The organism is Microbulbifer sp. SH-1 (assembly GCF_011326135.1).
Taxonomy (GTDB): domain Bacteria; phylum Pseudomonadota; class Gammaproteobacteria; order Pseudomonadales; family Cellvibrionaceae; genus Microbulbifer; species Microbulbifer harenosus.
The window spans coordinates 3,297,543-3,311,773 of the sequence record NZ_CP046948.1 but is presented as its reverse complement, the minus strand read 5'-3'; the positions used below and the strand labels follow the sequence as shown (position 1 = coordinate 3,311,773).

Genomic DNA, 14,231 nt, shown 5'->3' with positions numbered 1-14,231 from the left:
GCTGACCTCCACTTGGGCAATCCACTAAAATACGGAACATATGTTAACCCTTCTCCACGAGCCTCGCCCGGGCGAAGCTCGCCCACCGTCAAGGAATGCCCATGTCTGACACGCCGTCGTCCAACCCGCTGCTCGCCGCTCCGGTACTGCCGCCGTTCGATACCGTAAAGCCGGAGCACGCGGAGCCGGCCATTAGCGCGTTGATCGGGAAATGCCGCGAACAGCTGCAATCCAGCCTGGAAAAGGCCGGAGAACACCCTGTATGGGAGGAAACCCTGGCCCCGCTGGAGGAGGCTCAGGACCAGCTGAGCAAAGCGTTCTCACCGGTTTCGCACCTGAACAGCGTGCTGAGCGGTGACTGGCGCGCGCCCTACGAGGCCTGTCTGGCGAAGGTGACCGAGTACTGGACCGAACTCGGGCAGAACGCCGAGCTGTACGCGGTGTATCGCGCGCTGGCGAAGTCGCCGGATTTCGCGTCCTGGCCTCAGGCCCGCCAGCAGGCGGTGCGCCACGGCCTGCGGGATATGCATCTGGGTGGCGTGAGCCTGGAGGGCGAGAAGCGCACGCGCTATGCCACTATCAGCAAGCGCCTGGCGGAGCTGAAGAGCCGGTTCGCGAACAATGTGCTGGACGCCACCAACGCCTGGACCCTGAATATCACCGACGCAAACGAACTGGCGGGGATTCCGGATTCTGCACTGGCCGCGGCTGCGGCACTGGCGGAAGCGAAGGGCAAACAGGGTTGGCTGTTGACCCTCGACGGCCCCTGTTTCCTGGCGGTGATGACCCACGCGGAAAATCGCGCGCTGCGCCAGAAGGTTCATTACGCCTACATCACCCGCGCTTCCGATGTGGGCCCCAACGCCGGTGAATTCGATAACGCCAATGTGATGGCGGAAATCCTCGCCCTGCGCGCGGAGCAGGCGCACCTGCTGGGTATGAAGAACTACGCCGAGCGCTCGCTGGCGAGCAAGATGGCGGAATCACCGGAGGAGGTGGAGAAGTTCCTGTGGGATCTGGCCAAGCGCGCCAGGCCCGCGGCGGTGCGGGAATTTGCCGAGCTGCAGGCCTTCGCCACCGCGGAACTCGGTCTCGACAAGCTGCAGCCCTGGGATATCGCCTGGGCTGCGGAAAAACTCAAACAGGCCCGCTACGCCGTGAGTCAGGAGGACCTGCGCCCGTATTTCCCCTACCCGAGGGTACTCGCAGGAATGTTTGCGGTGGCGGAAAGGCTATTCGGCGTGGTCGCCGAGCGGGATGACACGGTGGCCAGCTACCACCCGGATGTGCATTTCTACTGGCTGAAGCGCGGCGGTGAACCCATCGCCGGCTTCTATCTCGATCCCTACGCCCGTGAGAAAAAACGCGGTGGTGCCTGGATGGACGACGCGCGCGTGCGCCGCCAGGCCATCGCCGGCCTGCAGCTGCCGGTGGCCTATCTCGTGTGCAATTTTTCTTCTCCTTCCAAAGACGCACCGGCGCTGCTGACCCACTACGAGGTCACCACCCTGTTCCACGAGTTTGGCCACGGCCTGCACCATATGCTCACCCAGGTGGATGTAGCGGCGGTGTCCGGCATTAACGGGGTGGCCTGGGATGCGGTGGAACTGCCCAGCCAGTTCCTGGAAAACTGGTGCTGGGAACCGCAGGCCCTGGCGATGATTTCCGGGCACTATCAGACTGGCGAGCCATTGCCCCAGGTCATGTTGGATAAAATGCTCGCGGCCAAGAATTTCCAGTCGGCGATGTTTACCGTCCGCCAGTTGGAATTTGCACTGTTCGATTTCCTGCTGCACTCGCGTCCGGAGGGGGCAAATACTGAGGAAATCCAGCGGCTGATCAACGATGTGCGCACCCGGGTGTCGGTGGTGCCGGTATCGCCGGACAACCGCTTCCAGCACAGTTTCAGCCATATTTTTGCCGGCGGTTACGCAGCGGGTTACTACAGCTACAAATGGGCGGAGGTGTTGAGTGCGGATGCGTTTTCCCTGTTTGAGGAAAACGGCATCTTCGACGCGGACACCGGCCGGAGATTTCTCTCCACCGTGCTGGAGCAGGGCGGTAGTCGCGACGCGCAGGACCTGTTCGCAGAATTTCGCGGCCGAGCTCCTAAAATAGATGCGCTGCTGCGTCACTCCGGTATTGAATAAGTCGGGTATTCAGCCAGTCAGGCTGTAAAAGAGGTAGACCTTGAGCGAAGAATTTGAAAAGCCGGTAAAGCGTCGCTTTATTGCCGGTGCGGTGTGTCCCCGCTGCAGTGCCATGGACAGAATCGTCAATTACAAACTGGGCGATAAAAATTATCGCGAATGCGTGGCCTGTGGTTTCAAGGATGAGATCCGATTGCAGGCTTCGGCGCGGGAGCTGGATACTCGCGTCAACCAGACTGCCGACAGGGAAGTGGAAGAAACCGCGGTAAAAATACTGCTGCCGTCTGGCAAGACGGATAATAAAAAGTAATCCACAGAAATCGATACCCTTGAAAAAACTTTACCCGCTGATCGCACTGGCGATCGTTGTTGTAATAGCCGGATTGTATGGTCTGGAACAATACCGCAAGTTGCGCGAACAACAGCAGGCGCAAACCGCCTACCTGATTACCCGCTGCGTCAATCAGGGGTTGCTTTCACTGTTTTCCCTGCAGGCAAACGACTGGCAGAGCAATCCCGGACAGTTGAATGAAGAGGAGGAGCGCCTGAAACAGCGGGTAGCCGCACTGCCAGATACGGTTGGCGTACAAAAGCCATTCGCAGACTGGCAAGGCGCATTGGATGTGTGCGACCGCCTTACGGTCAATTCCAACCGTCAGCACCGGACCATTTTTCGCCCGCTCACAGAAATGGCAAAGAAGGATATCTGGCGTCTGGATACGGCGAAGAGCGAACAGTTTCAGGAGCGGCGGATAAAGGCGATTTACCGCACCAGAATCGCAGCGGAAGCCGCCGACCGCTATCTGGATGATCTGCGGGCGGATGTGAAAAGGCTGCTGGATACCAACCGGATATCACCGGAGGCGCGTGCGCTGACGGATCAGCAGCTGCAGAAGGCCATTTTTGACAAGTACCGCAAGGGACAATTCAGCAAGCAGCGGGTATTGCAGTATCTGGAACGGCAGGAATCGTTCTACCAACTGCTGACCGATAACCCGAAGGGCTTTACCCTGCGCGGTGGCAGTCTGTTTTTCTACAATAAAAACCTCCACCGCCAGGCGGATGATCTCAACCGTGCGCTGTTACAGGGTGAGGTGGATTTTTTCAGCAATTGGCGTCTTATCGTCCAGCATTGAGAAGATGCTAGTGGTTTGCCGAAACGGTAAATGATTCGGCTTGGAAGTACTGTTAGTGCGAAAGATCAAACTGCTGTGCCAGGGATGGCGTGCTCAGTTCAATCTGCATATGGTTGGCGAAATCCGGCCACTCTCCCGGGGCATCGTCGTAGCGCTGCTTGTAAAGGATCATCGAAACGAGCCGCGCGGGATCAAGTGCAGTCGGCTCAAAGCGCTGCAGCAGCACGCATGCCAGGTCGTCCAGTTGGCAGGCCAGCGCTTCCCCCAACAACTCGCGCACAACCAGATTGGCCACCAGCGGGTCCATCGGCAGCAGCGGAGTACCGCACAAGGGCTGCAGCACGTCATTGATTTCTTCCATGGTGCGGTGGGCGAGATAAGCCTCGTCGAGAATGGAACCGAGCCCATGCTCATAGGGTTGGCGCTCGGGGATTTCACTGAAACTGTGCAGAATGAGTTCGCGCACCGGATAAAAATCGAGGCCGCCGGCCTGACACAACTGATCCAGACGCTGTAGCCAGCCGGGAATGACCTGGATGTAGCGGATCACAAAACAGGTGAGGTGCAGTGGCGCATCGCGCTGTGGCAACTGAATGCTACGGTGCAGGTTGGGCAGGGTGTCGTGCAGGGAGCGCCGGAATCGGCCCCTGGCCTGTTCCGCGGCAACCGCGCGGTCGATGCACTGCTGGATCAAGTGGTAATGGTCAGACATACATCAAAACGAAAACGGCGAAACCGCCTCCCCGTTTCTTTGTCGATCAGTACCTGCTGGACCCCCGCAATGCCCGGATCGGGCTGTGTCCAATAGGGCGGACAAGACGGCTTAACGATGGAAGAGGAATCGGTACCGTAGCTCCAATTACAGCCATGATTTGTTTTTAGTGTAGATATAAAAATAGACCATCAATCCGGTGGATCGTGCGACAAACCACAAAAACAGGCTGAACCAGACGCCAACATTGTCATAATGGCGGGTAAACCACCAGCAGGGCAAAAAAACCATCACGGTGGCGATAAACATCGTGTTGCGCATCTGTCGGCTCTTGCCGGCGCCGATGAAAACCCCGTCGAGCTGGTAGCTCCATACCGCCACCAGCGGCAGGGCACAGAGCCAGGGGTAAAACGCCTCTGCCGTGCGCAACACCGCGGAAATATCCGTAAACAGCGGCAGAATCCACTCCCCTCCCACCACCAGTAACGCGCTGATCAGCAGCGCCGTGCCCAGTGCCCAGACACCTGCGGCTGCCGTGGTGCGGCGGAACTGTGTAGCGGAACCGCGGCCGACCGCGCGTCCCACCAGAGATTCGGTGGCGTGGGCAAAACCGTCCAGCGCATAGGATGTCATCATCAGTAGCTGCAGCAGGATGGCATTGGCCGCGAGCACGGTGTCGCCCAGAGCGGCGCCCTGAGCGGTGAAAAATGTCAGAGTGAACAGCAACAGACAGGTGCGGATGAACAGATCGCTGTTGATCCGCAGCAGTTCCTGCCAGGGAGAGATGGCGCGCCAGGGCCAGAAATCCGCTTCCCGCAACATGCCGGCCATTTCGCTCAGGGCTTCGCCGTGGCGCCTGCCGAGCAGCCACCATGCCAGCGCAAAACCGCACAGGTCGGCGCTCACCGAGGCCCAGGCGGCGCCGCGCGCGCCCATGTTGAGCCCGAGGATCAGTAGCAAGTCCAACAGAATATTCAGCAGATTGGCAGCGACCAGAATGACGAGCGGTGCGCGGCTGTCCTGGCGGCCGATAAAAAATCCGAGCAGCGCGAAATTCGCCAGCGCCAACGGCGCACTCAGCAATCGGATTTGCAGGTAGGCGCGGGCGTGGGGCGCGGCGTCGGCGCTGGCATTCATCCACTGGGTGATCGCCGCTAGCAGCGGTGATGCCAGTAGCAGCAACAGCGCACCCAAGGCGCCCGCGAGACACAGTGAGCGCAGCAGCCAGCGCGCGCCGCCGTCGTTCGCACGCGCCACCAGACCGGTGGTGCCCATGCGCAGGAAACCGAAGGCCCACAGCAGCATGGAGATTACGCTCGCGCCAATGGCGACGCCGGAAAGATATTCCGGGCTGGGCAGATGTCCGAGCACTGCAGTATCTACAGCACCGAGCAGTGGCACGGTAATGTTGCTCAGAATCATGGGCCAGGCGAGATACCAGACCCTCAGGTAGGGGGTGGTGCTGCGGCGCGAGAGTCCTCTCGAGCCCGGGCGCAACCGCACCGATAATTTCTTCATACAGCGTGGCGGTGAATTGACTTTCTTCTGGTGATGTGTTTCTTTTGGTCAGTGCTAGATGCGACAAAAAGACACAGGTTGTTGGTTGTACCTTCCGGGCGACGACATCTGAAGTAAAAATAACAAGTTGCACTGACGGCAGTATCGCGCAGCTGCGGCCTCCCCGGGTTGTGCGAACAGTGTATGTAGTCTTGGTTTACTACAGCATGTCCACATTTTCATGTGTGGATTTTTCCCGATATCCCTATCGGGGCAGACTCCAGTTCTCCCAGCAGCCAACCGCTGTCACAGGGTTTTGCTATCTTGTTGGTTGCAGCGCCGCGACCCTACACGCGTCATTGGCCGTGTGACAAGCAGCGATGTGACCGCAGGACCGCGGCTCGCGAGAATAACAAACATGGAGATCTGCAGGCGATGTTGATGGGCTTCAAACGGCTGTTCGCCTTCCCGACTGTCTCGGCCTTCGCTTCTACCGCATTTGCCCAGGAAACGGCGCAAAAAGCGGAAGAGGGCGTAGCGCGCTGGGGGGTCAATATGACCCAGGGGGTAACCGAGGTTTCCCGTACCACTTACGATCTGCACATGCTGATTTTCTGGATCTGCGTGGCGATTGGCATAGTGGTGTTCGGGGTGATGTTCTACAGCATGTGGCGCCACCGCAAGAGCAGGGGGTACCAGGCGGCGCAATTTCACGAGAGTACGCTGGTGGAACTGGCCTGGACCATCGTGCCCACGCTGATTCTTATCGGCATGGCGATTCCCGCCACCAAAACCCTGTACGACATCTACGACACCAAGGAAGCCGATCTCGACATCATGATCACCGGCTACCAGTGGAAGTGGAAATACGACTACCTGGGTTCCGATGTTTCCTTCTTCTCCAATCTCTCCACCCCGCATTCCCAGATCAGCAACCAGCAACCTAAAGGCGATCACTACCTGCTGGAAGTGGACGAGCCGCTGGTGGTACCGGTGAATAAAAAAATCCGCTTTCTGATTACCGCCAACGACGTGATCCACGCGTGGTGGGTACCGGACCTGGCGGTGAAGAAAGATGCGATCCCGGGTTTTGTGAATGAGTCGTGGACCCGTATCGACGAGCCCGGAATTTACCGCGGCCAGTGTGCGGAACTGTGTGGCAAGGACCACGGTTTCATGCCCATCGTGGTCAAGGCGGTACCGGAAGACGAATATCACTCCTGGTTGAATGACCGCGCAGAACAGGCCGCGCTGATTAAGGAATTGACCAACAAGACTTTCACCTTCGACGAGCTCTATGAGCGCGGCAAAAAAGTCTATGCCAGCACCTGCGCCGCCTGCCACCAGCCCAATGGTCAGGGCGTGCCCGGTACCTTCCCGGCCATTGCCGGTTCCAAGGTCGCCACCGGCGGCATGGAAGGTCACATGAGCATGGTGGTGAACGGTTCGCCGAAGAATCCGGCGATGCAGGCCTTCGGCGCCCAGCTGAATGAAGTGGACCTCGCTGCGGTCATCACCTACCAGCGCAATGCCTTCGGCAACAACATGGGCGACACCGTGCAGCCCATCGACATTCTCAATTTCAAGAATAAGTAAGCAGGAGCCGAAAGGAGTTTAGTTATGGCACACGGTCCCAAACCCGGTTTTACCCGCTGGCTCTACACCACCAACCACAAAGACATCGGCTCGATGTACCTGTGGTTCAGTTTCGCGATGTTCCTGCTCGGCGGATGTATGGCGCTGGTAATTCGCGCCGAACTTTTCCAACCCGGCCTGCAGATCGTGCAGCCGGAATTCTTTAACCAGATGACCACCATGCACGGCCTGATCATGGTGTTCGGTGCGGTGATGCCGGCATTCGTCGGCCTCGCCAACTGGATGGTGCCGATGATGATCGGTGCTCCGGATATGGCGCTGCCGCGTATGAACAACTGGAGTTTCTGGATTCTGCCGTTCGCGTTCGCGATGCTGGCATCCACCCTGTTTATGGAGGGCGGTGCTCCGAACTTCGGCTGGACTTTCTACGCTCCGCTGTCCACCGAGTACGCGCCGCCGAGTGTGACCTTCTTCATTTTCTCCATCCACATCATGGGTGCGTCTTCGATCATGGGTGCGATCAACATCGTCGCCACCATCCTCAATATGCGCGCGCCGGGCATGACCCTGATGAAGATGCCGCTGTTCGTGTGGACCTGGTTGATTACCGCCTATCTGCTGATCGCGGTGATGCCGGTGCTCGCGGGCGTGGTGACCATGATGCTGATGGATATTCATTTCGGCACCAGCTTCTTCAGTGCCGCCGGCGGTGGCGACCCGGTACTCTTCCAGCACGTATTCTGGTTCTTCGGCCACCCCGAGGTGTACATCATGATCCTGCCGGCCTTCGGTATTGTGTCGGCGATCATTCCCACTTTCGCGCGCAAGCCGCTGTTCGGTTACAGCTCCATGGTGTACGCCACCGCGTCCATTGCGTTCCTGAGTTTCATTGTGTGGGCGCACCACATGTTCACTGTGGGTATGCCCATCGCCGGCGAACTGTTCTTCATGTACGCCACCATGCTGATCGCGGTGCCCACCGGGGTGAAGGTGTTCAACTGGGTGACCACCATGTTCCGGGGGTCGATGACCTTCGAGACGCCGATGTTGTTCTCCATCGCCTTCGTGATCCTGTTTACCCTGGGTGGCTTCTCCGGTCTGATGCTGGCGATTGCCCCGGCCGACTTCCAGTATCACGACACCTACTTTGTGGTGGCGCACTTCCACTATGTGCTGGTGCCGGGTGCGATCTTCTCCATCACCGCCGGTGTGTATTACTGGCTGCCGAAGTGGACCGGCAACATGTACAACGAGGCGATGGGCAAGGTGCATTTCTGGCTCGCGTTTATCGGCCTGAACGTCACCTTTTTCCCGATGCACTTTGTTGGTCTCGCGGGTATGCCGCGGCGGATTCCCGACTACGCGCTGCAATTTGCCGACTTCAACCAGATTGCCAGCGTGGGCGCCTTCCTGTTCGGCGCGGCGCAGATCGTGTTCCTGTTTAATGTGATCCGCACCGTGCGCGGTGGCAAAAAGGCTACCGATGAAGTCTGGGAAAACCCGCAGGGACTGGAGTGGACTGTGCCCTCGCCGGCGCCTTACCACACCTTCAGCACCCCGCCGGTTGTGCGCTGATTTTTTGAAGTACCGACCATGGCAATGAGTGCAAATACCAGAACCACCGCCAAGCTGCTGACCCTCGCGGTCGGCATGCTCGGCTTTGCACTCTTCGTGATGCCGCCATTGTACGACGCCTTTTGTGAAATCACCGGGCTCAACGGCAAAACCGGCGGGCGCTACGAAGCGGTACCCGCTGCGGTAGATACACAGCGAACGGTGAAGGTGCAATTTGTTGCCAGCAATAACGAAAACATGCCCTGGGAATTCAAACCCGGGGTAGTGGAGTTGAAGGTGCATCCCGGCGAGGCAGTGGATACCGTCTTTCACGCGCGCAATCCCACCGATCGCGATATGGTCGGCCAGGCAATTCCGAGCCTCGTGCCTTTCAAGGCCGCCAGCTATTTCCACAAGACCGAGTGTTTCTGCTTCAATCAGCAAACACTCGCCGCCGGCGAGACCGCCGAGCTGGGTCTGCGTTTCATCGTCGACCCGGACCTGCCGCCCGGCGTGAATACCATAACGCTCTCCTACACGCTGTTTGATGTCACGGACCGGATAGCGCAACAGACACAAAACAAGAAAGCGGATGCCTCCCCAATTTGAGCCCAGATTTGAGCCCAATGTAAGACAGGCACCAAGCGAGAGGGATAGATAACTATGGCCACCGAAAGCAGCTACTACGTTCCCGAGCAGTCCCGGCTGCCTATTTTTGCCACCATAGGCATGTTTCTAACCGCATTCGGCGCCGCCAACTGGGTCAACGGCGGCAGCTCGTACATATTCTTCGCCGGCGCTCTCGCCCTGGCCACGGTATTGTGGTTTTGGTTCGCCGCCGTTATCCGCGAAAACATGCAGGGGCTGAACAGCGACCAGCTGAAACGCTCTTATGTGTGGGGCATGGGTTGGTTCATTTTCTCCGAAGTCATGTTCTTCGCAGCCTTCTTCGGAGCCCTGTACTACATCCGCACCTTTACTCTGCCGTGGCTCGGTGGCGAAGGGGACCGCGGTTCCTCCAATATGCTGTGGGAGGGCTTCCAGAACACCTGGCCGCTGATGGTAACCCCCGATCAGGCGGTGAGCGGTGATGCCGCCAAGGTGGTCGGCCCCAAAGGCATTATCGATCCCTGGCACCTTCCGCTGCTCAACACCTTTCTGCTGCTGGCTTCGAGTGTCACCGTGCATGTGGCGCATGTATTTCTGAAAAAGAACAAACGCCAGGCATTCAATATTTGGCTTGGCATTACCGTGGTCCTCGGCGCCGCCTTCCTGTTCTTCCAGGTCGAAGAATATCTTGAAGCCTATCAGCACCTCGGGCTGACGCTGGAGTCCGGTATCTACGGCACCACCTTCTTCATGCTCACCGGCTTCCATGGCGCCCATGTCACCCTTGGTACCATCATGTTGCTGATTATGTTGCTGCGCTCAGTAATCGCTCACCACTTCAAGCCGAACGATCACTTTGGCTTTGAGGCGGCCAGTTGGTACTGGCACTTTGTGGATGTGGTGTGGGTGGGACTGTTTATCTTTGTTTATGTATTGGGTGCGTAAGTCGACCAGAGAAGCGAGGCCAGAAAATTGGGGCGAAGGTAAGTCACCTGGGGGAGATTTCGCAATCTCCGCCAGGTATATCACCGTCACAGAAACAGTGACTAATTAGTATTTTTTGGCCCAGGGCGCAGTATTGGAAAGAATGCCGCTATAAAATCCATACCAGATGGCGAGCAGCAACAGTGCCGCGAGCGTGATGCGAATACCCAGCGCGTAAAGTGTGCGCTTTGATTCGGGCGCGCCCATATCGCGCAGTAGAAATACCAGAGCGCTGGTCAGGCTGGCCAGCACGGCGACAAACAACAAAACAATTATTGCTTTTAGCCACATAATCAAACGCCATTTATTGAAGTACTTATTGGCATGACAGCTTCCAGAACGCCGCAGGCATTGCGCGGCAAAGCGTTATCGAGCGGAACAGCAGGTCACTCCGCTGACATTGGACAACCATCGCGAGCAGCCAGTGTAGCATTTATCCGCAGTTGGCCACTCAGTATCCTGTGCCTGTGTTTTTTTCCATTGTTGCTCGGCCTCGGTAACTGGCAACTGCAGCGCGCGCAGGAAAAGCAGCAGATACTTCGCGACATAGACGCTCGCCTCAGCGCACAGCCGGCAAGAATATCCGAGCTGCGCCAAGCACAAACCTATACCCCTGTGCGTCTGCTCGGCTTTTATACCGACGAATATTTCTACCTCGACAACCGCACCCGCAACGGGCGTACCGGTTATGAAATTCTACAGGTGTTCGAAACCAACAGCGGCAGTGGTAGAACCCGCTGGCTGATCAACCGCGGCTGGCTTGCCGCGGGTACAGACCGCGGACAGCTACCTGATGTTGCCTATCCACTCGCTGCCAAGGTCATTACCGGATTCCTGTATCCCGTTCCGCAAACCACCCAGACAGAGGGCGGGAATAGTTCCATTGAACCGCACGGCCGAATCCAGCAATTGGATGCGGCGCTGGCCGATAGGTTGAATCTCACCCGCAGCTCCTGGCATATCCGGCTCAGTGCAGACTCGGATACCGCGTTCGTTACCGACTGGCAACTGGTCAACGTCAAGCCACAGAAACACCATGGTTACGCGCTACAGTGGTTTTCCATGGCTTCGGCACTGGTCGTGCTTTGGTTGCTGACCGCGACCAATGTCAGGCTGATAGTGCGACAAAAGTGGTTTAAAAAGACGGCGAAACAGACATAATCAATCCATAACAATAACGAGCGCCGCATTTGGACCTTGCTCGGCAGGCCTACTGCTACGGAAGGCAATTTGAGGGCAGCGGCGCTACAGCGAGGTAGACGTAGTGACAGACAATATTCACTCGCAAACAGCGCCGGCTGGTGTGCAGGCCGCAGGCAGCCCGCAGGGCCAGAGAGGGCTCGGGCGCTGGGCGGGCACCGCGGTGTTCAGCGCCGTAGCCTTACCCATGCTGGCCGCGTATATCGTGTTTTACACCGGCATTGGCATGCCGACGGCCACCGTCAATCAGGGCGAGCTGCTGGTACCCGCAAAGAATGTTGCGGAAGTTGAACTTTCGTCCGCCGATGGTGAGCAGATTGCTCTGGCAAGCGAAGACCCGAAGTGGCGCTATCTGATTCTCGGGTCAGAGCACTGTGCGGACGAGTGCGAAAAGCTGCTCTACACCACCCGCCAGGTGCATATCCGCCTTGGCGATAAGGCCCACCGGGTCGAGCGTATGCTGGTCACCGAGGAACCACTCAGCGAGTTGCACCAGGCTGAACTGAAAAACCAACACCCGCGTCTGCGTTTCGCCACCGCCGACCGACAGCAATTGGAGCGCTGGCTCGCCGACAGTGATCACCCGCGGCTGAAGCGTCCCAGCGTGCTGCTGGTGGACCAGAACGGCTTTGCCATGATGGTTTATGACAATCATCACACCGGCAACCAGCTGCTGAAAGATGTTAAACGACTGCTGAAGTACTCCTACGAAAAATAGCGTCGGGAAAGAAACCGCGGCACAGCGGCGAAGAAAAGCCAGGAGAGAGCGCAATGGATGTCGAATCCGATGTCACCGAACTTCGAAAAAATTACAAGAAAGACTGGCGCTTCCGCCTCGCGCTGATTGGCACCGGGCTCGCGCTGGTGGTTGTGGTTCTGGGCGCTTTCACTCGTCTCTCCCACGCCGGCCTTGGGTGCCCGGACTGGCCCGGATGTTACGGCCATTTGCTGTGGCCCACCGAGGGCCACGAAATTGACGCGGCCAATCAGGCTTTTCCCCACGCTCCGGTAGAGACCGACAAAACCTGGCCGGAAATGGTACACCGATATTTCGCGGGCATGTTGCTGCTGTTGGTGGCCGGCCTCACCTACATGTTCTGGCGCCGCCGCGGCCACCGCGGGTTTGTTCAGAGTCACATACTGCTGGGGCTGATTGTGCTGCAGGCGGCATTCGGCATGTGGACCGTCACTCTCAAATTGTGGCCGCAAGTGGTTACCGCCCATCTTCTGGGTGGCATGGCCACACTGGCGGTGCTGTGGATGCTGGCAGAAAGGCTGCGCTACCGGAAACGCCAGATACCACCGCATGAATTCACCGCGCTGCAGAACCTTCGCCCGCTGGCGGTGGCGGCGGTTATTGCAGTGGGTTTGCAGATCGCCCTCGGGGGATGGACCAGTTCCAATTACGCGGCTCTTGCCTGCCCGGATTTCCCCACTTGTCACAACCAGTGGTGGCCGGCTGCCGACTTCAGTCAGGGCTTTAACATTGCGCAGCAGATCGGTCCGAACTACCTGGGTGGTGCGCTGGAGGGCGAAGCGCGCACGGCTATCCACCTGACCCACCGTATTGGCGCCATTATTGTCAGTCTTTTGGTGTGTCTGGTGGCGCTGCGCGCGTGGCAGGCGGGTTCGCCGCGCTGGGCGCTGGGACTGGTTGCGGTTCTCGGGTTGCAAGTGGCCCTGGGAATTGCGAATGTGGTGATGTCGCTGCCACTGCCAATCGCGGTGGCGCACAACGCAGGCGCGGCGCTGCTGCTATTGAGCTTGCTGACATTTTGTTACCGGATCAATACGGTGCAGCCGTCGATAAGAAATTACGCGTAGCTAAAACATATCGCCAAATGGAATTTGGCAAAAATAATAATCACAACGAGGTGGTAAGCATGAGTATCCAGGCAGTAAGTGTTCATCGCGCCGGCTGGCGCGACTACTACGAGCTCACCAAGCCGCGGGTGGTGATGCTGATGATCCTCACCTCGGTGATTGGCATGCTGTTGGCGGTGCCGGGTATGGTGCCGCTGGATATTCTACTGCTGGGTAATCTCGGCATTGCGTTGTGCGCCGGCTCCGCCGCCGCGGTCAATCATCTGGTCGATCGCCATGTGGATATAAAAATGGCGCGCACTACCAATCGTCCGGTCGCCCGCGGCCGGGTCGAGCCGCACAAGGCGCTGTTGTTTGCGCTGGTGCTCGGTTGTATCGGCATGGGGATTCTCATTGCCTTCGTCAATCCGCTCACCGCCTGGCTCACGCTGTTCTCCCTGTTGGGCTACGCCGTGGTCTACACCATGTTTCTGAAGCGCGCGACGCCGCAGAATATTGTCATCGGCGGACTCGCCGGCGCGGCGCCGCCGCTGCTCGGCTGGGTCGCAGTGACCGGCGACGTGCACGGCCATGGTCTGCTGCTTGCGCTGATCATTTTTGCGTGGACACCGCCGCATTTCTGGGCGCTGGCCGTACACCGCCGCGATGATTACGCCAAGGCGGAAATCCCGATGCTGCCGATCACCCACGGCGTGCACTACACCAAGATTCATATCCTGCTGTACACCATCATCCTGTTTGCCGTGAGCCTGTTGCCATTTGCCACCGCTATGCTCGGCTGGATCTATCTGCTGGGTGCGGTGGTGCTCGGTATCGGCTTCCTCTACTGGGCGGTGGAAATGTTGCGGGATAAAAATCCCAAGGCGGGCATGGAAACGTTCAAGTACTCCATCATTTACCTGATGGCGCTTTTCTGCATTATGCTGCTGGATCACTACCTGGTGGCGCTGCCGACCAGCGGGGTATAAA

General features: G+C 58.2%; 14 protein-coding genes. 11 read left to right on the top strand and 3 right to left on the bottom strand.

Going from position 1 to position 14,231, the window contains the following annotated elements; genetic code table 11:
* Nucleotides 1-101 precede the first annotated feature (101 nt).
* The 3 genes from GNX18_RS13575 to GNX18_RS13565 are packed head-to-tail and all read left to right on the top strand — an operon-like array spanning nt 102 to nt 3,286.
* Nucleotides 102-2,150, top strand: a complete 2,049-nt coding sequence (locus GNX18_RS13575) for a M3 family metallopeptidase (protein WP_166218772.1) — start codon at nt 102-104, stop codon at nt 2,148-2,150.
* Nucleotides 2,151-2,190: 40 nt separating this feature from the next.
* Nucleotides 2,191-2,460, top strand: coding sequence for a YheV family putative zinc ribbon protein (locus tag GNX18_RS13570; RefSeq protein WP_138236673.1), 270 nt, complete (start codon nt 2,191-2,193; stop codon nt 2,458-2,460).
* Between the two features lie 19 nt (nt 2,461-2,479).
* Nucleotides 2,480-3,286, top strand: coding sequence for a hypothetical protein (locus GNX18_RS13565; protein WP_166218770.1), 807 nt, complete (start codon nt 2,480-2,482; stop codon nt 3,284-3,286).
* A 52-nt stretch (nt 3,287-3,338) separates the two neighbouring features.
* Here the strand turns inward: GNX18_RS13565 and GNX18_RS13560 are convergent, their stop codons facing one another.
* Nucleotides 3,339-3,998 carry a hypothetical protein gene (locus GNX18_RS13560; protein WP_138236671.1) on the bottom strand — a complete coding sequence of 220 codons (660 nt, stop codon included), beginning with the start codon at nt 3,996-3,998 and terminating at the stop codon, nt 3,339-3,341.
* A gap of 147 nt (nt 3,999-4,145) precedes the next feature.
* Entirely contained in the window at nt 4,146-5,516 is a 1,371-nt protein-coding gene (locus tag GNX18_RS13555; protein WP_240914012.1) for an MATE family efflux transporter, read from the bottom strand.
* Nucleotides 5,517-5,930: 414 nt separating this feature from the next.
* Between GNX18_RS13555 and coxB the strand changes: the two genes are divergently transcribed.
* Genes coxB through GNX18_RS13535 form a run of 4 tightly spaced genes read left to right on the top strand, consistent with a single transcriptional unit; the run spans nt 5,931 to nt 10,199 of the window.
* On the top strand, nt 5,931-7,091 hold the full coding sequence (gene coxB, locus GNX18_RS13550) for a cytochrome c oxidase subunit II (RefSeq protein WP_138236670.1): 1,161 nt from the start codon (nt 5,931-5,933) through the stop codon (nt 7,089-7,091).
* Nucleotides 7,092-7,115: 24 nt separating this feature from the next.
* Entirely contained in the window at nt 7,116-8,666 is a 1,551-nt protein-coding gene (ctaD, locus tag GNX18_RS13545; protein ID WP_138236669.1) for a cytochrome c oxidase subunit I, read from the top strand.
* Nucleotides 8,667-8,684: 18 nt separating this feature from the next.
* Entirely contained in the window at nt 8,685-9,254 is a 570-nt protein-coding gene (locus GNX18_RS13540) for a cytochrome c oxidase assembly protein (protein ID WP_138236668.1), read from the top strand.
* Nucleotides 9,255-9,308: 54 nt separating this feature from the next.
* Nucleotides 9,309-10,199: a cytochrome c oxidase subunit 3 gene (locus GNX18_RS13535; protein ID WP_166218768.1), complete on the top strand. Its 891-nt coding sequence runs from the start codon at nt 9,309-9,311 to the stop codon at nt 10,197-10,199.
* Between the two features lie 105 nt (nt 10,200-10,304).
* Here GNX18_RS13535 and GNX18_RS13530 read toward each other — a convergent pair whose 3' ends face one another.
* The gene (locus GNX18_RS13530; RefSeq protein ID WP_166218766.1) at nt 10,305-10,529 is read right to left on the bottom strand and encodes a DUF2909 domain-containing protein; all 225 of its coding nucleotides are present in this window, start codon (nt 10,527-10,529) and stop codon (nt 10,305-10,307) included.
* 33 nt (nt 10,530-10,562) lie between these two features.
* On the opposite strand from GNX18_RS13530, the gene GNX18_RS13525 reads away from it, so the two are divergent.
* The 4 genes from GNX18_RS13525 to cyoE all read left to right on the top strand — a co-directional run bounded on the left by GNX18_RS13525 (nt 10,563) and on the right by cyoE (nt 14,230).
* The gene (locus GNX18_RS13525; protein ID WP_166218764.1) at nt 10,563-11,399 is read left to right on the top strand and encodes an SURF1 family protein; all 837 of its coding nucleotides are present in this window, start codon (nt 10,563-10,565) and stop codon (nt 11,397-11,399) included.
* 103 nt (nt 11,400-11,502) lie between these two features.
* The gene (locus GNX18_RS13520; RefSeq protein ID WP_166218762.1) at nt 11,503-12,156 is read left to right on the top strand and encodes a hypothetical protein; all 654 of its coding nucleotides are present in this window, start codon (nt 11,503-11,505) and stop codon (nt 12,154-12,156) included.
* A gap of 53 nt (nt 12,157-12,209) precedes the next feature.
* Complete coding sequence (locus tag GNX18_RS13515) at nt 12,210-13,262, top strand: heme A synthase (RefSeq protein ID WP_166218760.1); 1,053 nt, start codon at nt 12,210-12,212, stop codon at nt 13,260-13,262.
* A gap of 59 nt (nt 13,263-13,321) precedes the next feature.
* Nucleotides 13,322-14,230: a heme o synthase gene (cyoE, locus tag GNX18_RS13510; RefSeq protein WP_138236663.1), complete on the top strand. Its 909-nt coding sequence runs from the start codon at nt 13,322-13,324 to the stop codon at nt 14,228-14,230.
* The last annotated feature ends 1 nt before the right edge of the window (nt 14,231 follow it).

Excerpts from the sequence above, each read along its gene's own strand:
- GNX18_RS13575 (WP_166218772.1), top strand. The coding sequence starts at position 102 with ATGTCTGACACGCCGTCGTCCAACCCGCTGCTCGCCGCTCCGGTACTG.
- GNX18_RS13560 (WP_138236671.1), bottom strand. The coding sequence starts at position 3,998 with ATGTCTGACCATTACCACTTGATCCAGCAGTGCATCGACCGCGCGGTT.
- GNX18_RS13555 (WP_240914012.1), bottom strand. The coding sequence starts at position 5,516 with ATGAAGAAATTATCGGTGCGGTTGCGCCCGGGCTCGAGAGGACTCTCG.
- coxB (WP_138236670.1), top strand. The coding sequence starts at position 5,931 with ATGTTGATGGGCTTCAAACGGCTGTTCGCCTTCCCGACTGTCTCGGCC.
- ctaD (WP_138236669.1), top strand. The coding sequence starts at position 7,116 with ATGGCACACGGTCCCAAACCCGGTTTTACCCGCTGGCTCTACACCACC.
- GNX18_RS13540 (WP_138236668.1), top strand. The coding sequence starts at position 8,685 with ATGGCAATGAGTGCAAATACCAGAACCACCGCCAAGCTGCTGACCCTC.
- GNX18_RS13535 (WP_166218768.1), top strand. The coding sequence starts at position 9,309 with ATGGCCACCGAAAGCAGCTACTACGTTCCCGAGCAGTCCCGGCTGCCT.
- GNX18_RS13530 (WP_166218766.1), bottom strand. The coding sequence starts at position 10,529 with ATGTGGCTAAAAGCAATAATTGTTTTGTTGTTTGTCGCCGTGCTGGCC.
- GNX18_RS13525 (WP_166218764.1), top strand. The coding sequence starts at position 10,563 with ATGACAGCTTCCAGAACGCCGCAGGCATTGCGCGGCAAAGCGTTATCG.
- GNX18_RS13515 (WP_166218760.1), top strand. The coding sequence starts at position 12,210 with ATGGATGTCGAATCCGATGTCACCGAACTTCGAAAAAATTACAAGAAA.
- cyoE (WP_138236663.1), top strand. The coding sequence starts at position 13,322 with ATGAGTATCCAGGCAGTAAGTGTTCATCGCGCCGGCTGGCGCGACTAC.